The sequence below is a fragment of the Nocardia sp. GP40 genome (genome assembly GCF_050434125.1).
Lineage (GTDB): Bacteria > Actinomycetota > Actinomycetes > Mycobacteriales > Mycobacteriaceae > Nocardia > Nocardia albiluteola.
The window spans coordinates 294,666-313,350 of record NZ_JBNPVW010000002.1 but is presented as its reverse complement, the minus strand read 5'-3'; the positions used below and the strand labels follow the sequence as shown (position 1 = coordinate 313,350).

The following is an 18,685-nucleotide window of genomic DNA, read 5'->3' as shown; positions in this document are numbered from 1 at the left end:
GGCTGACCCCCCTCCAGCGCCGAGTACCGTCACCTAGCGATCCGCGTTGGGATCGCCGCCGATGACGCCGCTCGCGATGATCCGGCCGTCGGCGAAGTACTCACCGTGGACGAGCTCGTTCTTGTGGAACTCCTCTTCCTCCTCCTCGGCCTGGTGACCCATCAGCGGGTTACCGGTGCTGGCGGGGCGGGTCGAGGCGGGCTGGGTGGCGGCGGAACCGACGCTGGCAGGTGTGGTGGCCGTGGGGATTTCCGGTGCGGTGCTGGGTGTCAGGTTGCCGAGTCCGGCGCCCCAGCCCTCGGGGATCTCCAGGCTGCCCGCGCCCCCGCCGATGTTGAGCGAGCCGGCGCTGGAGAACGACATGACGCCGGTGGACATGCCGCCGCCGAGGGCCGCGCCGCCCATCATGCCCGGGGCGACGGTCGTCGAGCCGGCGGTGGATGCGGACACGACGCTCTGGGCCGCGTCGCCCACCATCGGGGCGCCAGTGCTGACGACCGATCCGGCGACGCCGGCAACCTGGGTGGCGGCCTGCTGGGCGGCGCCCGCGGTGGCCGGGTTGGCCAGCGCGGTCTGGGCGGACGAGACCGCCTGTGCCACAGGGTTTACATCGGCCTGCGCGGCCTGCGCGACATCCAGCGCGCCGCCGATGAGTCCGGCGCCGATGGCGATCGGCGGCGGCAGCAGGAAGGCGGCGGGGGTGGCGGCCATGAGCGAGGTGGCCGCCTCGTAGGTCTCCATCACCAGCGCGGCGCGGGTCTGAATTTCGACGTAGGCGGCCTCGGAGGCCTCACCGGCGCCCATCAGATCGCCGCCCGAGGCGTGCGCGGCGACACGGGCCGCGTCCACTGCCGCGACCTCGGGCGGGGTCGGCATGACCAGCGAGGCGATCGTGTAGGCGGCCGTGTGGGCCTCGGCCTTGGCGGCCATGCCGACGGCCATGGCGGTCTGCTCGCCGCACCAGCCGGTGAAGGCGGTGAACTGCGCTGCGGCGGCAACGCCGTTGGCGCCCAGCATGCCGATGCCGAGCTCGGCCAGAATGCGGGTCAGTGTCGCGGTGGCGTCGACCCAGGCGGCCGACAACCCGGTCCAGCCGGCGATCGCTCCCGCCATCGGAACCGCGTGCGTGCCGACTTCGAGCTGACCCGACATCATTTCGACCGGCCGGGCCTCCCAGACCACCCCGGTAAATCCTGCAACCATTGCTTATCCCCTGTCAGAAAGTGGTGAGGCCCGAGTCAGATCTCGAGGGCGGCCTGGACGGCGGTGATGCCCGCGGCACGGAGGCCGTCCTGGGCCATGTACTCCGCGAGCTGCGCTTGCAATGTTTGTGCGGCGTTGTACAACTCGGCGATGCCTTGCGAGATCGAGGCGTCGTGCGTGGCGGCACCCTCGTTGAAGTGGTCCATCGCCAGGAAGGACACCTCCTCGGCGCCGGAGGGGGCGACGATGTGGGTGACCGCGCTGTTGGCGGCCTGGGCGGCCTCGAGTCGCCCGGCGAGCGCATGCAACTCGGCGATGGCCCCCTGAATGATTTCTACATCGAAATGAACGAGATCGGCCATGACTCGAACTCCTTCTAGTGGCAACTAAACAACTGTTGGACCGGCGTATGCCGACCCTTCGGTGGAACCACGAGAATTCCCCCTACGAGCTCTTGGACGCGGTGGCACGCGATCCGGTTCCCACGAGTCCAAAGTTTTTCGGGCCTTGACCCGCTTCGCGGGTTCAGACTAACCCCATCCCAACTCATGGAGCCGGTCTTCGTCAATCCCGAAGTAGTGAGCAATCTCATGGATCACCGTGATCGCCACCTCTTCGACCACTTCCTGTGCGGTGTCACATATCTCGAGAATCGGCTCGCGAAAGATGGTGATGGTGTCCGGAAGTGCGCCGCCGTACTGGCTGTCGATCCGGTCGGTCAGGGCGATGCCGTGATAGAGGCCCAGCAGGTGCGGATCCCGCCGATCGCGGGGCTCGATCAGAACCACCACGTTGTCGATGGCGTGGGCCAGCTCCGGGGGAATCCGATCCAGGGCGTCGCCGACCAGTTCCTCGAACCGGTCCTCGGGCATCGATACCGGCATCGCGGCCCGGGCCTACCCAGGCACCCTGGCGGGTGCGGCGCCCGGCAGCGGGCTGGGGGTCGAGCGGCCCGAGCTCGGCGGCGCGACCGGGGCCTGACCGTCGATGAGGATGCTGCCCTTGGACGCCCCGGTGATCGAGGAGAAGCCCTCGGCGGCACCCTTGCCGACCAGACAGTTCAGCCGGTGGCTGCCGACCAGCCAGCTGCGCGGGTCGATGCTGTCCCAGAAGATGGTCAGCGTCTTCTTGATGAGTGCGTCCGACCCGCCGAGGTAACTCGCGGCGACGCGGGCGCACTGCTGCTGCATGTATTTGTCCTGATCGCTGCTCGCCGGCGGGGCGCCGTTGAACTGGGTGCCCAGGTCGACCGCCGACATCACCTCGTAGGCATGGGGTTTGGTGCAGTCGACGGGCTCGTTGGTGGGCAGGCTCTGGTTGATGCCGATGCAGGTGCCCGGATCGAAGGTGCGGGACTGGTCGCTGTCGCGCACGCGGCCGACGGTCTGCTGGGTGGCGTTGCCGGTGGCGCTGATCAGCTGCAGGCCGCAGCGGATGTCGCGGTCCCCGCCGGTCCAGGCCGGTTCGCCGGGATTGATCATGCCGACCACGAAACGGCCGCGCGGGTCGAGCCGCCCGCCCAGGTAGGCCTGGGCCGCGGTGACGCAGTGCTCGTCGCGCAGCTCGGCGAACCGCAGCGAATCCGGGAAGCGGGTGCCCGGGCCGAACTCGCGGCCCGGGTAGTCGCTCAGGTTGATGTCGGCGGTCACCTCGAACAGGTGCTTGGCGGCGCAGTTGACCTTGGACAGGTCGAGCGTCTTGGGATCGGTCCAGTTCAGGCAGTCGCCCGCCGCGGCGGTGCCGAACGCGGAATCGACGCGGGCGCCGGTGGTGCCGCCGCCGGGATCGTGCGTCTCGAGCCCGTGCGAGCTCCGGAACCCGGAGATGGACAGCGTCACCACCGCGGCGACTACCGCGCCGACGGCGACCGCGGCCAGGCCCCAGCGCATCTTGTGCGCGGGCAGGTGGGAGCGCGCCGCGGCCCGGGAGCGAGTGGCCGCGCGCGAGCGTCCGGCCGCGCGGGGCGGGACCGGCTCGGGGCCGGGCTGCTCCCAGTCGGGGTCGGATTCCATCCACTCGGAGGCCGAGTCGTCCCAGTCGGGCTCGGATCCGGGTTCGGGCGCCTGTGACGCATGATCGGAGGGCATCGCGGTCCATCATGTCAGCGCGGGCGCCGGGTCGCTACGACAGGTTGCGGTGACCACCGCGGACCCCGGCGGGACCTGCGGAATATCGGTGGACGCGCCCCATTAGGCTGGTTGCTTATGATCGACCTCCGATTCCTGCGCGAGAACCCCGACGTCGTGCGCGCCTCGCAGCGAGCCCGCGGCGAGGATCCGGCGCTGGTGGATGCCCTGCTCGAGGCCGACGCCGCCCGCCGCGCCGCGGTCGCGACCGCCGACACGCTGCGCGCCGAGCAGAAGGCGCTGGGTAAGAAGGTCGGCAAGGCGTCCCCGGACGAGCGCCCCGCGCTGCTGGCCCAGGGCCAGGAGCTCTCGGCGAAGGTCAAGGAGGCCGAGGCGGCGGAGAAGGCCGCGGACGCCGAGTTCGACACCGCGCATCGCGGGCTGCCCAACGTCGTCCAGGAGGGCGCGCCCGCCGGTGGCGAGGACGACTACATCGTGCTCGATACCGTCGGGGCCACACCCGAATTCGACTTCACCCCGAAGGACCACGTGGAGCTCGGCGAGTCGCTCGGGCTGTTCGACATGGAGCGCGGGGCCAAGGTGTCCGGTGCCCGGTTCTACTTCCTCACCGGTTACGGCGCGCTGCTGCAGCTGGGCCTGCTGCAGCTGGCCGCGCAGCGTGCGATGGCCAACGGATTCACGATGATGATCCCGCCGGTGCTGGTGCGTCCGGAGATCATGGCGGGCACCGGGTTCCTGGGGCAGCACGCCGCCGAGGTCTACCACCTGGAGGAGGACGACCTGTACCTGGTCGGCACCTCGGAGGTGCCGCTGGCGGGATACCACTCCGGCGAGATCCTGGATCTGTCGAACGGCCCGAAGCGCTACGCGGGCTGGTCGTCGTGCTTCCGGCGGGAGGCGGGCAGCTACGGCAAGGACACCCGCGGCATCATCCGCGTGCATCAGTTCGACAAGGTCGAGATGTTCGTCTACTGCAAGCCGGAGGAGGCCGACGCCGAGCACCGGCGGCTGCTGGCCTGGGAGCAGGAGATGCTCGCCGCGATCGAGGTGCCGTACCGGGTGATCGACGTGGCCGCGGGCGATCTGGGCAGTTCGGCGGCGCGCAAATTCGACTGCGAGGCTTGGGTTCCCACCCAGCAGACCTATCGCGAGCTCACCTCGACCTCGAACTGCACCACCTTCCAGGGCCGCAGGCTCTCGGTTCGCCACCGCGACGAGAACGGCAAACCGCAGATCACCGCGACCCTCAACGGCACCCTGGCGACCACCCGCTGGATCGTGGCGCTGCTCGAGAACCACCAGCGCGCCGACGGTTCGGTGCGGGTGCCCGCGGCGCTCGTGCCCTTCGTCGGCAAGGACGTGCTCGAGGCCGTATAGCGCGGCGTCTCGTGGTAGCTGATGATTAGCGATCTATTTCCGCAGGGTGCCCCGGCCGCACGGAGCATGCATGAACGGTGTGCGCGAAGGTGGGACGGCCGACTTTGCCCGTCGATTCCTGCGGATGTGACTACTGGCCAGGACAACTGTGTCTAGGCTAGGCAGCGTGCGCGGATTCGGCTCTCGCGGCGATACCCGGACGCGGGTGCGGACGGCTTCGGCGCTAGCGACGGCAATGGTGATGGCCCGGACCACCGGGGCGTTTTACGTCATGGGTGGGGTGCTGGGCCTGTTGCTCACTGCCTTCGCCCCGGGCGAGGACGGCAATCGGCCCCTGGTGGGCGGCGCGGCGGCGGTGGCCCTGCTCCTGGGGGTCAGCCTGTTGATCTGGGGCCCGCAGCTGCCGCATTCGATTCACCACGGCTATGTCGCGGTGGCCACGGTCCTGGTGACGATCGCGGTGCACTGGTTCCCCAATACCGTCGGCGCGATCAGCCTGGCGGCGTTCTACGTGTTCATCGCCTGCGATGCCGCGATTTTCTTTGCCTGGCAATGGGTTGCGGCGCACATGGTGTTCGCGCTGGCGCTGTGCCTGTGGGTGGTGCCCTCGCGCGGGCTGCCGTGGTGGTCGGGCATGATTCCGGCGGGGGTCACCTTCGGAGTCGCCGTCGTGGTCGGGATCCTGACCCGGATGGCCTCGGACGCCGATATCGACGTGCTCACCGGACTGCTGAACCGGCGCGGTTTCGATCGCGCGCTGGCCGCCGCGATCGGGCACGCCACCCGCACCGGTCAGGGGCTGGCGCTGGTACTGGTGGATCTGGACCGCTTCCAGAAGATCAACGACCACCTCGGCCACCGGGCCGGCGACGCGGTGCTGCAGAGGGTGGGCGACACGTGGTCCAAACTGCTCGGGCCGGATCAGCGGCTGGCCCGTTACGGCGGCGACGCGTTCGCCCTGCTGCTGCCCAACACCACCGAACAGGCCGCGATACTGCTCACCGAGCAGCTGCGCGCGGCGGTCACCACCGGATGCTCGGCGGGCGTCACCTCCTGGCAGTCGGGCGAGTCCGGGTCGCTGCTGGTGAGTCGCGCGGATGTCGGCCTGTACCGGGCCAAGCAGGCCGGGCGCAACCGCACCGTGCTCGAGTCCTCGCGGCAGCTGCCGCTGGCGGTGGAGCTGCGCGAGGCCATCGACAAGGGCGCCCTGGACGTGCACTACCAGCCGATCGTGAGCCTGAGCGAGGGCGGGGGCAGCCGCGCGGTCGGCGTGGAGGCGCTGCTGCGCTGGTCCTCCAGCGCCCAGCCGGACGTGACGACCGAGGGCCTGATCCGGGTCGCCGAGGAATACGACCTGATCTCCGACCTGGACGAGCTGGTCCTGCGCCGGGCGTGCGCGGACGCCGCCCGCCTGCAGGAGACCTTCGCCCAGCTCGATCTCACGCTGAATGTCAACGTGAGCGGCCTCGAACTGGCCGAATCCGACTATGCCGACCGGGTTTCCGGGATCCTGTCCGATACCGGCTGGCCCGCCGACCAGCTCGTGCTGGAGGTCACCGAGAGCGAGCTGGCGGCCGAATCCCACACGGCCATCGGGAATCTCAACACGCTGCGCGATCGCGGGGTGCGCATCGCGATCGACGATTTCGGCACCGGGTACTCCTCGCTGAGCCGCCTGGCCACGATTCCCAGCGACATCCTCAAGGTCGACCAGTCGTTCGTGGCGGCTATCCGGTCCGATTCCCCGGCCCCGCCGCTGCTGGGTATCATTGCCGCACTCAGTAAGTCGCTGGATCTGCAGGTGATCGCCGAGGGCGTGGAGACCGAGTACCAGGCCGCGGTGCTCACCGAGCTCGGTTTCGCCCTGGCCCAGGGCTACCACTACAGCGATTCGCAGCCGGTCGCCGACCTGATCAGCGATCTCAACGTTCAGCACGGCCTGGTCGGCGCGGGAGCGCCGGAGCACGAGTTCTCCAGCAACGGCTGGATTCCCGTCGATACCGGTTACGACTCATAGCCGTTCGGAGGGAATCGAGCGGCGAGGCCGCGGAGGAGTTCCGTGGCTCCGGTAGCTGCGATCAGAGCTTGCGCGAACGCAATTCGTGCCCCTTGGAGGTCTTGCACCGCCCCGACTCCAGATCCCACTGCCAGCCGTGCAGGTTGCAGGTGAGCGTGTTGCCCTCCACCACACCGAATTTCGACAGATCGGCCTTGAGGTGGGGGCAGCGGCGCTGCACCTCCCACCCGGCGAGCTCGCACGAGGCCGAATCGTCGTGGGCCTCGGAGAACCAGCCGTCGGCGTAGGCGATCCGCTCGTCGGTGAGGCATTTGAAGAACGTGTAGAGGAATTCGTTGTAGCCGCCGATGCGCCACGCCTGGAACCGGGTGGACAGGAAGATGGTGTTCACCCAGTCGGGCTCGCGATCGCGCAGCACGGTGCGCACCAGCTGCGGTTCGATGCGGAAACCGTAGCGGTACCTGCCCTCTCCCTCGATCGGCTCGCGCACCGCTCGCTTGGGGAAGTCCAGGACGAAGGTCTCCTCGCCCAGCACCAGGCCGACCGGATAGCCGATGCCGTCACAGATCAGGTCGCTCTGGGCCATGATCGGCTCGAACAGGTCCTTGAGCTGGGGCAGCAGCGGCTCGGAATCCGTTGCCCAGGTGGCCTTCTCCGACGCCAGGACCGGCGCCATGCGCTGGGCCATCGCCTCGATGTAGCCGGCCTTGTCGCCGTAGATCTCGTCCGGATCGACCGGGTGCTGCAATTCCAGTTCGGCCCCGCGCACATCGGCGACCGAGCCCGGAATCATCAGCACGCCACCGGCATTGCCGTGGATGCGCATCTGCTCCAGGAACACCGCCTGATCGGGGAAGATGTTGCCCTCGTCGCCGCGGTCGTCGTTCAGGTAGCGCAGCTGCTCGTCCAGGAAGACCGGCGGACCGGCCGAGGGCACCACCCAGGTGGCCCCGACCTGCTCGATGTAGCTGCGCGCCCGGTCCATGCCGCGCTGGCGCTTCTGCTTGCCGAAATTCGACTTGGTGCGCGCGGGGATGTCGTAGACCATCGGGTACCAGATCGCGCCCGAGTACTGCAGCAGGTGGATGTCCACGTGGCCGAACGCGTCGTGCAGCACGTCCATGTCGACCGGGCGCGCGTCGTTCATGTTGAAGCAGACCGTCTCGCCGTCGGACACGACCAGCCCGGAGTCGCCGATCGGCCCGTCGGCGGGCGCGCGCAGCGCGATGATCATGACGTCCATCGTCGCTGTATTTACCCCACCATCCACCCCGGCGTTACCGGTGACAGTGTGCTTGACCGAGTTCTCGGTCTCGACGAACTTCGTGAAGCCCACCTTCTCGAGCTCGCGGCGCAGATCCGGCACCGGATAGTCCGGCAGTAGTACGGTGGCGTCCTTGCTGACGTGCTCGGCCAGATGCTTGGCGTCGAAGTGGTCGCGGTGCAGGTGCGAGACGTAGAGGAAGTCGCAGTTGCCCAGCTCGTCCCAGTCCAGACGGGTGTTGTCGGGGAACGGGAACCACGAGCCGAAGTACGCCGGGTTGACCCAGGGGTCGCAGAGGATGGTCCCGGCCGCGGTGCGGATGTGGAATCCGGCGTGTCCGACACTGGTGATCTGCACGAACTTCCTCCTGAGGTTGCCAGCCACCCAGGGTACTGGTTTGCGGGATGCGGTGCCCTTGCGGGGAGAGGGCGCCCTAGGGTGCTGCGGCACCGATGCAGTAACCCTGCTTGCCGTCCTTCAGGGTGAATGTCCGATCCTGCTGCGACCCGAGCGCGGTGAGAACCGGCGCGGAGACCTTGATGTAGGCGCCTCGCGGGGCTTCGGAGGTGATCGCCTGGTCGACGAACGATTCGAGTCCGCCGAGCATGCCGACGTCGAGGGCCGCCGGCGGCGCGGTCGGGTGGCCGCTGCCGGTGGGGTCCCAGGTGGCGGGGCCGGCCGGGCAGACCAGGGGATGCGTGGACTCCTTGTCGGCCGGGTTCAACGGGGCGCCGGTGAGGCGGTCCAGGTAGCGGCGGACCGTGTGCCGCGCATCGGCGTCGTTGAAGCTTGGGTGCGTACCGGCCGGGAAGACCCGCGGGCACGCGTAGCCGCTGTTGACATCGGTGCGCTGGGCCACGACGGTGATCGGCGCGCGACCCGGGCCCGTCCAGGTGATCGCCGTACCGTCGTCGACGCCCGGTCGCGCCAGGGCGCTCAGGATGGCCCGCTTGTCGGTGTACATCGAATCCACATTCTGCGGCGCCATGGTCCAGCACTTGTCCTCGAGCCGGTCGGTCGGCAGCGTCTGCAGGTCCATGGCCCATCGGGTGAGGGCGTCGGCGGCGTCGGAGTCGGGTTTGGTGAGCGAGACGGTGACCATGAGCTCGCCGGGTTTGGGCGTCAGCGCCGGTGCGGCGGTCGCCGAGGTCGTCGGCGTGGGCGTGGCCGAGGAGGCGGGGGGTTGCGGATCGTTGGTGCTGTAGTCCGTGCCCTCGATGCCCACCCGCGAGTCGCACCCGGCAACCAGGCATAGCGCCAGCCCGCCGAGCAGGGCCGCCAGCCCTGCCGTCCGTGCAGATCGGCCCGTGCGGAGGCCATGGTCGTGCGATGCCGGGCGAGGCAATTCCACTGCGGCGAACCTCTTTCGTCTGCGCGAGATGAGTGCACTACGTGACGGGGGTCTACGCTAGCGGAATTGTGGAACCCTTCTATAGGTCGATCGTCGGCCTGGCCCGCACCGTCTTCTTCGCGCAGGGGCTGAAATTCGATGTCAGAGGGGCAGAGCGCATCCCCGCCGCCGGTGGCGCGGTCATCGCCATCAATCACACCGGGTACATGGACTTCACCTACGCCGGGCTGCCCGCGCGCACCCCGAAGCGGTACATCCGGTTCATGGCCAAGAAGGAGGTGTTCGACAGCGGGGTCTCCGGGCCGATCATGCGCGCGATGCACCACATTCCGGTGGATCGCTCGGCCGGGGCGGACTCCTACCGGGCCGCGCTGGACTACCTGCGCCGGGGCGAACTCGTCGGTGTGTATCCCGAGGCGACGATCAGCCGCAGCTTCGAGATCAAGGGGTTCAAATCCGGTGCCGCCCGGATGGCGATCGAGGCCGGGGTGCCGATCGTCCCGATGGTGATCTGGGGCGCGCAGCGGGTGTGGACCAAGGGGTATCCGAAGCGGTTGGGGCGGACCAATACCCCGATCCGGATCCAGGTTGGCCAGCCGATCCAGCCGCCGTCCGCGCAGGGGTCCAATAACCCGGAAAGCACCATCACGGCCGCGGCGACCGAGCTCACCGAGCGGCTGCGCGCGACCATGCGGGAGATGCTCGCGCAGCTGCAGGAGGGTTATCAGCACGAGCCCGGCGCGTACTGGGTGCCGGCCCGCCTGGGTGGTGGCGCGCCGACCCTCGAGGAGGCCGACGCGATGGACGCCGCCGAGGCCGCCGCGAAGGCCGCCGCACGCCGGGAATCGACCCTGGATGGATCGGACCACTAGGACGAACCGGGCATCGTCGCGTAGTTTCGTCGCTATGGGACGGGAGCCTGTATTCGACGTTTTGGCGGGATTGGTCCACGGTGTGTGCTGGGCGCAGGGCCTGCGGCTCGATATCGCCGGGCAGGAGAACATTCCGCGCTCGGGCGGCGCCGTACTGGCCGTGAACCACACGGCCTACCTGGACTTCATGGAGGTCGGGCTGGTGGGGCGCAAGTCGCACCGCAACGTCCGCTACATGATGAAGGCCGAGCTCGAGCACGGCATCGTGGGCTGGTTGATGAAGCACTGCAAGGCGATCGGCGTCGATCGCGGTCACGGCGCGGAATCCTATGAGCGGGCGGTGACCGCGCTGCGCGAGGGCGAGATCGTGGTGGTCTATCCCGAGGCCACCATCAGCCGCAGCTTCGAACTCAAGGAATTCAAGTCGGGCGCGGCGCGCATGGCCATCGAATCCGGCGTGCCGATCGTGCCGATGACCATCTGGGGCGCCCAGCGCATCTGGACCAAGGACATCCCGAAACAGCTGGGTCGCCATCGTTTTCCGATCCACATCCGCATCGGCGAGCCGGTGCCCGCGCCCGGTCACGAGCCCACCGCCGCGGCGGTCGACGCGCTGACCGCCGAATTGCATTCCCGCATGCAGGATCTGCTCGAGCGAGCCCAGCAGGGTTATGAGATGCCCACCGGCGCGCGCTGGGTGCCCGCCCGCCTCGGCGGCGGCGCGCCCACGCTGGAGCGGGCCGCGGTGCTGGAGCAGGAGGAACTGGCCCGGCGGCGGGCGGCCAGGGAGCAACGTCGGTCCGAAGAGAGCGCCTGAGCCACACGGCGATCGACGATCCCGAACGGTCGAGGGTCGCCAACGGCGGTGTGCTGTATCCGGTGAAGGCGATAGCCGGCTCGTGCGTCCGCGCATCGTCCGGCAGCCGGTCGGCAGCACCTGCGGCGATGGGTCGGCGTGGGTGTCGATGGAGCGGCGGTCTGCCCGGCGGGTTGCGCGCTGTGGCCGCGTCAGGCCGCCGGTCGAACGGCGAGCAGCGATTGGCAGGGGGTCGGCGCGGGGAGGTTGCCGCCGAAGAATCGCGTGGGCACGGTGCCCATGAGGGCGCGGAAGTCGGCGGTCATGTGCGACTGGTCGTAATAGCCTGCGGTGGCGGCGATCTCGGCCAGCGGGCCGCTCCCGGGCTCGGAGACGAGGCGCCGGATTCGGTCGATACGCACGAAATGCTTGGGGGACAACCCGATTCCGGTGGTGAACAGCGAGCGCAGGTGGCGTTCGCTCACGGCCAGGCGGGCGGCGATCTCGGGGATCGGCGCCGGGGCCGCGGCCATGGCCGACATCGCGGCGTCCAGCAGCGCGCGCCGGGAGCTGTCCGCCGGGTCGTCGGAGATGCGCTGTGGCAGTGCGTCTTCTAGTAGCGCCATCGCCTCGGTGAAGGAGCTGTTCAGTAGGCGGTCGGCGAATTCGCCCAGCGGTCCGGGCAATTCGTCGAGGTCGACGAGGCGGTCGGTGAGTTCGGCCGCGGGGACGCCCAGCAGCGGGCGGACCGCGCCCGGCGCGATGTGCAGGCGCAGGCAGGAGGCGGGCTCGTCCGCGGCGTTGTAGGACGCGCGGGTGCGCGGGCCGACGATCACGATGTCGCGGCGCCCCGTGACCTCGTGCCGCAGGGTCAATCGGGTGGCGGCGTCGGGAATGTGGGTGAACGGCAGGCCGGCGGCGTCGAGGGTGGGGATTTGCCCGGCCTGGGTGAACCAGGGCCGCAGCGCCCGCGGTACTCCCATCGAGCGCTCGTAGCGGTCGGCGGTGCGTATGCCGGCGCGTTCCCCGCCGGGTGTGCGCGGCCGCGCGGGGGTGCGACGGCGCGCGGAGGATATGGAGCGTCGCTCGTCCGGAGCCTTCGCCGGGCGCTCGGCCGCGTCCGCGCGGATACCCTCGATGCTCGGTATTCCGCGCGACTGCGGGGCGGGTGCGTCGGGGCGCGAGGTGATGCGCGGGCGCCCGGCGTTGGGCGTGCGGGTGAGCGGGGTGGTCACCCGATCCACTGTATGCCTCGTCGATCCGGTGCTGTTGTGCCGATTTTTCCTATAGGTGCAGGTAGTTGGGACTGCAGAGTCGGAGGCATGATTTTGGTGACGGGTGCCACGGGCACCGTTGGCAGTGAAGTGGTCCGGCAGCTGGCGAAGCGCGGCGAGAAGGTGCGTGCACTGACCCGGAATCCCGGGGCGGCGAAGCTTCCGGAGGGTGTGGAGGTCGTCCGGGGCGATTACGCCGAGCCGGAATCGCTGGCCGCGGCCATGTCCGGGGTGGAGGCCGCATTCCTGGTGGGCGTGCTCGATCCGGGGCAGCCGGGCGGGGACCCCGCGCTGGTCGCCGCGGCGCGGGCGGCGGGAGTGCGGCGGGTGGTGAAGCTCTCGGCGATCGGTACCGGCGATCCGGACCTCGGCGTCTTCGCGACCTGGCACATGCCCGGCGAGCAGGCGGTGCGGGACAGCGGGCTGGGGTGGACGATCCTGCGGCCCAGCCAGTTCGCGGCCAACACGCTGGCCTGGGCCGAGGCGGTGTGCGCGGGCGAGGCGGTGCCCGTCCGGACCGGCACCGGCCGACAGGGCACGATCGATCCTCGCGATATCGCGGAGGTCGCGGTGCGGGCGCTCCTCTCGGACGACCACGCGGGCCGGACGTACACGCTGACCGGCCCGGCCGCGCTGTCCGAACCGGAGCAGGCCTTCGTGCTGGCCGCCGTGCTGGAGCGGCCGGTGACGATGCGGGAGCTGCCGCTGGCCGCGGTGCGCGCGGCGATGCGGGAGCGCGGGATGACAGACGGCTTCATCGACGGGGCGCTCGCGGGCGCGGAATACATTCGCTCCGGCGGCAATACCACGCTCACCGACGACGTGCGGGAGGTGCTCGGGCGCCCGCCGCGGGCCTACGAGGAGTGGGTGCGCGACCACCGGGCGGCCTTCACCGATCCGGCCGCCGACGCGCCCGAATGACGGCCCCGACGCCGGAAATTTGCCCAATAAGGGCATGACGGCACAAAACGGACTGGACGGACGTCACGACACGCGGGCGGCACGCCGTTATTTCCCGCGTGCAGGCCCCTAACCAGCCAATTCATGGCGCATACCGGACGGAGTGGATACCGTCGGTGATCATGATGCGCTATGCAATGCCGGCCGAGTCCGCGCCACACGCCCGGACCTGGCTGGCATGGCCGGCGAAGGAGTCCGTGTGGGAGGAACTGCTGCCCCGGGCGCGCGCTGATGTGACCCGGCTGGCCCGTGCCATTGCCGATCGGGAACCGGTGGCGCTGCTGGCTCGGCGCGAACATATCGACGAGGCGCGCTACGCCGTCGGGAGCGCGGTCGAGGTGGTCTCCGCGCCGCTGGACGACCTCTGGGTGCGCGACACCGGTCCGGTCTTCGTCGCCGCCCCCGACGGCAGTGCGGCCGGGGTCGACTTCAACTTCAACGGCTGGGGCCAGAAGGCCGAATGCCACCTGGATGCCAGGGTCGCGCGCAAGGTCCTGGACCACGTGGGTGTCGAGCGGGTGATCGCGCCGATCGTCGCCGAGGGCGGGGCGCTCGAGGTCGACGGCGAGGGCACCCTGCTGGCCACCGAGAGTTCCCTGGTCAACCCGAATCGCAATCCGGACAGCGATCACGACGACATCGAGCGCGCCCTGGCCGAACTGCTGGGGGTGACGAAGGTGGTGTGGCTGCAGGGCGTTTCGGGCCTGGATGTCACCGATTGTCACGTCGACGCGGTGGCGCGCTTCGCCGAACCCGGTGTGGTGCTGGTGGATCGGCCGGGCGACCCGGATCCGGACGACGCCTTCGCCCGCGCCGCCGCCCGCGCCCAGGACATTCTGCGGGAGGCGACCGACGCCCGCGGCCGCCGATTCGACATCGTGGAACTCCCGCAACCGAATCCGGCCGAGATGCCCGGTACCCGCGGTGCGGAATTCCTCTACAGCTATGTGAACTTCTATATCGGCAACGACGCGGTGTACCTGCCCGCCTACGGCGACCGCCGTGGTGACGACCGCGCGGCAGGCATTCTCGCGGACGTCTTTCCGGGACGTACGGTGGTGCCGGTCGAGTACAACGCGGTGGCCGAGGGCGGCGGCGGGATCCACAGCTCGACGCAGCAGCAACCGGCCTAATCGCGGGCGCCGACAGGGCAGTGTGCCCGGCGGTCGCCGCGGGCTGGGACGGCACCCGGCTTGCGTGACAGCGGATCCGGTGACGGTCATCGGATCAGAACGGTGGACACCGGGGCATCGACGCCGAACTGAACGTCCGCCCCGGCCGTCGTCGCACTGGCCTGAGTCGGACAGCGCTGACCGGTCGGCGTAGCTCAGCTCGGGTCTGAGCCACGAATGGCCGCGAACCAGATGCAGACACCCGCGGCGACAGTCACCGCACCGGCGAAGGCGGGGAAACCGCCGCCCGCTACGTACACCCACAACAGTCCGGCAAACGGTGCGGCGATGGCGAATTGGGCATCCAGTAGTAGGCGGCGAGTGAGGCGAGCCGAGGCCGCGGCGTGGTCCGGGCCGTCCGGGTCCGGGCGGGTGGGATTGTCGTGCAGGCGCCCGATCGGCTCCTTCGTGCGCACCGCGCCCGACGGGTACAGCCGGAGCTCACCGAGTTCGACCGTCCCGTTGCCGAATTCGGCGACCGCATCGCACAACGTGACCAGCGCCGGATCGAAATACACCGGCAGCCAGCGAGTTACGCCGTCCGCGGTGAATTCCAGCCAGGACCGGCTCAGCAGCCGATGCTGCTGCCGCACCCGCCGGCACTGTGCCCGCCCGGCCGCGGGCGTGTGCCAGGGCAATACCCCCGACGCCACCGCCAGCCGAAAGGCGCTGTAGCACAGCACGACCACCGCCACCGCTCCCAGCATGCTCAGCTGCTCCAGATCGGCGTACGGCGCCCAGGCGAGGCAGATCGCCAGGGCGCCGAGCGTCGTCAGCACCGGATAGGCCAGGGGATGGCCCGAGCCGGAAATCACTTCTGGAAGCCGACCTTGGTCCAGTCCGCGTTGGCCAGGCCGAAGGCGCCGATATTGGCGAGGTTGGCGCGGGTGGCGTAGGTGCCCGAAGCCTGCTGCAGCGGCAGCGAATAGCCCTCCTGCCAGATCATCTTGTCGCACTCGTTGGCCAGCTCGTTGGCCTTGGCCGGATCAAGTTCGGAGATGGTCTTCTCGATCAGATCGTTCAGCTGCGTCGAGCCGATGCGGGCCTTGTTGCCCTGCAGATTGTTCGGGTCGTAGGCGTAGATCTGCGGCAGCGCGGTGAGCGGCAGGGGGCTACCGCCCCAGCTGAACTGCGCGAGATCGAAATTGCCCGGATCGATGACGTTCGTGAACAGCCCGTTGCCGGGGACCGTCTGGATGTCCACCTTGACCCCGACCTTGGCCAGGTCCTGCTGGACGATCTTGGCGGTGTCGACCCATTCCTTCTGATCGAACATCACATCGCGCAATTCCAGCTTCTTGCCGTCCTTTTCCCGGACATCGCCGTTCAGCTTCCAGCCCAGATCGTCCAGATCCTTTGCCGCCGCGGCCGGATCGAACGCGGCGGGCGCGGAGTTGTCCTGATAGCCCTTCTGGCCCATCACGAAGACGTGGTTGTTCAGCGGCTTCGGATTGTCGACGATGCCGGTCTGCGCCTGCGTCACGATCGCCTGCCGGTCGATCGCCTTCGAAATCGCAATCCGCAGTGTGGAATCGGCGAGCAGCGCGCCGGGCGCGCCGTTGAACGTGATGTGGCTCCAGCTCGGCTCCGGCGAGCGCCGCACGACAATGCCCGGTGTGCCCTTGGCCGCCACCACATTCGCCAGCCCCGACACATAGGTGTAGTCGATCTCGTTGTTCTGCACCGCGCCCAGGACCGCGCTCTGATCGAGCCTGGTGAAGGTGATCGTGCTGAGCTTGGGAGTCGCGCCCCACCACTTGGGATTGCGGCCCAGCACGACTCGGTCCTGGGTCTTGTCGATGTTCGTGATGACGAACGGGCCCGAGCTCACCTTCAGGTCGTTGCGGTCGACATCGTTGAAGGTCTGCGGGGATTCGGTGACCGACTTGGGGTACAGCGGGCCGAACATGCCCTGCCACTCGGCGTACGGCTTGTTGAAGGTGACGACCGCCTGCCGGTCGTCGGCGCCGCGCTCCACCTTGGCCACGCGCTCGAAGCCCTGGGTCGAGCTGACCTGGAAGCCCTGTGCGGCGCTGCCCAGCGCGTGCGCCTCGGACTGCAGATCCGCCCAGGTGATGGGCGTGCCGTCCGACCACACGGCCTTCGGGTTGATGGTGTAGGTGACCTGCTGCGGATTGGTGTTGGTGAGCTTGACGTCGGTGAAATAGTTGTGGTTGACCGACAACTCACCGGCCGCGTTGCTGACGAACGGCTCCGGCATGAGCGGATCGACGATGGAGGCCACGTCGGCGTCGCCGCCGTCGATGTGCAGGTTGTTGAAGGTGGCCGGGAACGAGCTGATCGCCAGGCGCAGGTTGCCGCCGTCGCGCAGGGTGCCCGGATCCTGCCGGTTGATGTCGTTCGTCGTCCCCACGTTGACGTTGGCGACCTGATTGCCGCCGCCGGAACTGCATCCCGACACGATCAATCCGAGCGCGACCGCGGGGATCGCGAGCGGGACAACTTTCGAACGAATCCGCATGGATCGATCCTTCCGTCGGGACAAACTCACGACTGCACCTCGCTGGCGCTCGGCTCCGTCGTGCGTCTGGCGCGCTGGCTTCATTGGTTCACTCCGCTCCGCTCCGCTCCGCTCCGCTCCGCTCCGCTCCGCTCCGCTCCGCTCACTGAACGAAGCCGATTCTGGTGTAGTCGTACGAGGCCAGTCCGGGGGCCCCGATATTGGCGAGGGTGGCGCGCGTTCCCCAGTTGCCCGGATCCTGGGTGAGCGGCAGCGAGTGGCCCTCGGCGAAGATCTGGGCGTCGACCTGGTTGGCCAGCGCAATGGCCTTGGCGGGGTCGAGTTCGGTGAGTGTCTTATCGATCAGGTCGTTCAGCTGGGGCGAGCCGATGCGGCCGTAGTTGCCCTGCAGATTGTTGGGGTAGAAGCCGAACTCCTGCGGAATGCTGTTGTACACGAACGCATCACCGCTGAGCACATACTGCGAGGCGTCGAAGTCGCCCGGAATGATCACGTCGGTGAAGTAGTTCTGGCCGGGCCTGGTGTCGAGGGTGAGTTTGGCGCCGACCTTGGCCAGATCCTGCTGGATCATCTTCGCGACCTGCACCCAGAGCGGATCGTTGTACATGACGTCCCGGATGACCAGCTGCCTGCCGTCCTTCACGCGCACGTCGCCCTGCAGCTTCCAGCCCAGCGCGTCGAGCTGCCGCGCCGCGGCGGCCGGGTCGTAGGCGACCGGCGCCGAATTGTCCTGGTAGCCCTGCTGTCCCTCGACGAAGATGTGATTGTTGAGCACCCGCGGATGGTCGGTGAGACCGTTGAGCGTGACGTTCGCGATGGTCTGCCGGTCGATCGCCTTCGCGATGGCCACGCGCAGTGCGGGATCGGTCAGGATCGAGCCGGGCGCGCCGTTGAAGGTGATCCAGCGCCACAGATTCGCCGGGGCGTGCCGGATGCTGACGCCCGGTGTGGCCCGCACGAGCCGGATGCCGTTGAGGTTCGCCAGGCGCGCCACGTCGAGCTCGTTGTTCTGCAAGGCCGCGGCCCAGGTGGACTGGTCCAGCACGCTGTAGGTGACGGTCTCCAGCTTCGGCGGCGCACCCCACCATTTCGGATTGCGCGCCAGTACGATTCGGCCCTGGGTGCGATCGGTGGACTGCACGACGTACGGCCCCGCCGTCGTCGAGATGTGGTCCACCAGGCTGTGGTTGAACGCATCGGGCGTGCTCGTCACCGACTTCGGGAACAGGATGGAATTGCCCGCGAACTGCCCGCGCCAGTCGGCGTACGGCGTGCTGAACGTGAGGACGGCCTGCCGGTCGTCGACGCCGCGCTCGACCTTCGCCACCCGGTCGAAGCCGTTGGTGATGGCGATCAGGTACCGCTTGTCGCGGCCGTTGAGGGCCTGCCAGGTGGCGGCGAGATCCTCCCAGGTGATCGGGGTGCCGTCGGACCAGACCGCCTTGGGGTTGATGGTGTAGACGACCTGCTGCGGATTCGTGGAGGTCAGCTTGATGTCGGTGAAGTAGTCCGGGTCGACGGTGAGCTGGCCCGCGGCGTCGGCCCGGTACGCCCGCGGCATCATCCAGCGCACCAGATCTGCCACCTCCCCGTTGTTTCCGTCGGCGGACTGCACATTCCAGTTCGACGGGAAGGCGGTGATGGCCAGCCGGAGGTTGCCGCCCTCGCGGACCTGTTCGGGCGGGCGCGGATTGATGTCGTTCGTGGTGCCGATCGCCGTCGATCCGGTCGGGGTGTTGCCCCCGGAGGAACAGGCCGCCGAGGAGAACGCGGTGGAAACCGCGGCCGCCGCAACGGCCTTGGCGAATGTGCGTCTCTTCACGGTTGCTC

General features: G+C 68.9%; 16 protein-coding genes. 6 read left to right on the top strand and 10 right to left on the bottom strand.

Annotation, left to right across the window (positions count from 1 at the left end; all coding sequences use genetic code 11):
* Positions 1 to 33: 33 nt before the first annotated feature.
* From ABH933_RS05955 to ABH933_RS05940, 4 genes are all read right to left on the bottom strand, one after another.
* Complete coding sequence (locus ABH933_RS05955; protein WP_429418302.1) at positions 34 to 1,203, bottom strand: PPE domain-containing protein; 1,170 nt, start codon at positions 1,201 to 1,203, stop codon at positions 34 to 36.
* Positions 1,204 to 1,238: 35 nt separating this feature from the next.
* A complete protein-coding gene (locus ABH933_RS05950; protein WP_429418300.1) occupies positions 1,239 to 1,565 on the bottom strand; it encodes a PE family protein in 327 nt (108 codons plus the stop codon).
* A gap of 168 nt (positions 1,566 to 1,733) precedes the next feature.
* The gene (locus tag ABH933_RS05945; protein WP_429418298.1) at positions 1,734 to 2,087 is read right to left on the bottom strand and encodes a metallopeptidase family protein; all 354 of its coding nucleotides are present in this window, start codon (positions 2,085 to 2,087) and stop codon (positions 1,734 to 1,736) included.
* 12 nt (positions 2,088 to 2,099) lie between these two features.
* Positions 2,100 to 3,215 carry a septum formation family protein gene (locus ABH933_RS05940; protein WP_429419186.1) on the bottom strand — a complete coding sequence of 372 codons (1,116 nt, stop codon included), beginning with the start codon at positions 3,213 to 3,215 and terminating at the stop codon, positions 2,100 to 2,102.
* Positions 3,216 to 3,407: 192 nt separating this feature from the next.
* Here ABH933_RS05940 and serS point away from each other — a divergent pair, with 192 nt between their 5' ends.
* Both serS and ABH933_RS05930 read left to right on the top strand, forming a co-directional pair.
* Positions 3,408 to 4,667: a serine--tRNA ligase gene (serS, locus tag ABH933_RS05935; protein WP_429418296.1), complete on the top strand. Its 1,260-nt coding sequence runs from the start codon at positions 3,408 to 3,410 to the stop codon at positions 4,665 to 4,667.
* Between the two features lie 166 nt (positions 4,668 to 4,833).
* Complete coding sequence (locus ABH933_RS05930; RefSeq protein WP_429418294.1) at positions 4,834 to 6,684, top strand: putative bifunctional diguanylate cyclase/phosphodiesterase; 1,851 nt, start codon at positions 4,834 to 4,836, stop codon at positions 6,682 to 6,684.
* A gap of 61 nt (positions 6,685 to 6,745) precedes the next feature.
* Here the strand turns inward: ABH933_RS05930 and ABH933_RS05925 are convergent, their stop codons facing one another.
* Both ABH933_RS05925 and ABH933_RS05920 read right to left on the bottom strand, forming a co-directional pair.
* Positions 6,746 to 8,305 carry a Rieske 2Fe-2S domain-containing protein gene (locus ABH933_RS05925; protein ID WP_429418293.1) on the bottom strand — a complete coding sequence of 520 codons (1,560 nt, stop codon included), beginning with the start codon at positions 8,303 to 8,305 and terminating at the stop codon, positions 6,746 to 6,748.
* Between the two features lie 76 nt (positions 8,306 to 8,381).
* Positions 8,382 to 9,299, bottom strand: a complete 918-nt coding sequence (locus ABH933_RS05920; protein WP_429418291.1) for a hypothetical protein — start codon at positions 9,297 to 9,299, stop codon at positions 8,382 to 8,384.
* Positions 9,300 to 9,367: 68 nt separating this feature from the next.
* Between ABH933_RS05920 and ABH933_RS05915 the strand changes: the two genes are divergently transcribed.
* Together ABH933_RS05915 and ABH933_RS05910 are read left to right on the top strand one after the other, a co-directional pair.
* A complete protein-coding gene (locus tag ABH933_RS05915; RefSeq protein WP_429418289.1) occupies positions 9,368 to 10,171 on the top strand; it encodes a lysophospholipid acyltransferase family protein in 804 nt (267 codons plus the stop codon).
* 34 nt (positions 10,172 to 10,205) lie between these two features.
* The gene (locus ABH933_RS05910; protein WP_429418288.1) at positions 10,206 to 10,988 is read left to right on the top strand and encodes a lysophospholipid acyltransferase family protein; all 783 of its coding nucleotides are present in this window, start codon (positions 10,206 to 10,208) and stop codon (positions 10,986 to 10,988) included.
* A 191-nt stretch (positions 10,989 to 11,179) separates the two neighbouring features.
* Here ABH933_RS05910 and ABH933_RS05905 read toward each other — a convergent pair whose 3' ends face one another.
* Positions 11,180 to 12,202 (bottom strand): helix-turn-helix domain-containing protein, encoded by a 1,023-nt coding sequence (locus ABH933_RS05905; RefSeq protein ID WP_429418286.1) that lies wholly within the window; start codon positions 12,200 to 12,202, stop codon positions 11,180 to 11,182.
* A gap of 87 nt (positions 12,203 to 12,289) precedes the next feature.
* Here ABH933_RS05905 and ABH933_RS05900 point away from each other — a divergent pair, with 87 nt between their 5' ends.
* Complete coding sequence (locus tag ABH933_RS05900) at positions 12,290 to 13,162, top strand: NAD(P)H-binding protein (RefSeq protein ID WP_429418284.1); 873 nt, start codon at positions 12,290 to 12,292, stop codon at positions 13,160 to 13,162.
* Between the two features lie 161 nt (positions 13,163 to 13,323).
* On the top strand, positions 13,324 to 14,334 hold the full coding sequence (locus ABH933_RS05895; RefSeq protein WP_429418282.1) for an agmatine deiminase family protein: 1,011 nt from the start codon (positions 13,324 to 13,326) through the stop codon (positions 14,332 to 14,334).
* 194 nt (positions 14,335 to 14,528) lie between these two features.
* Here the strand turns inward: ABH933_RS05895 and ABH933_RS05890 are convergent, their stop codons facing one another.
* The 3 genes from ABH933_RS05890 to ABH933_RS05880 all read right to left on the bottom strand — a co-directional run bounded on the left by ABH933_RS05890 (position 14,529) and on the right by ABH933_RS05880 (position 18,677).
* Positions 14,529 to 15,188, bottom strand: coding sequence for a hypothetical protein (locus tag ABH933_RS05890; RefSeq protein ID WP_429418280.1), 660 nt, complete (start codon positions 15,186 to 15,188; stop codon positions 14,529 to 14,531).
* Positions 15,185 to 16,855 carry an ABC transporter family substrate-binding protein gene (locus tag ABH933_RS05885; protein WP_429418278.1) on the bottom strand — a complete coding sequence of 557 codons (1,671 nt, stop codon included), beginning with the start codon at positions 16,853 to 16,855 and terminating at the stop codon, positions 15,185 to 15,187. Before ABH933_RS05885 ends, ABH933_RS05890 begins: the two co-directional genes overlap by 4 nt.
* 142 nt (positions 16,856 to 16,997) lie before the next feature.
* Complete coding sequence (locus ABH933_RS05880) at positions 16,998 to 18,677, bottom strand: ABC transporter family substrate-binding protein (RefSeq protein WP_429418276.1); 1,680 nt, start codon at positions 18,675 to 18,677, stop codon at positions 16,998 to 17,000.
* Between the last annotated feature and the right edge of the window lie 8 nt (positions 18,678 to 18,685).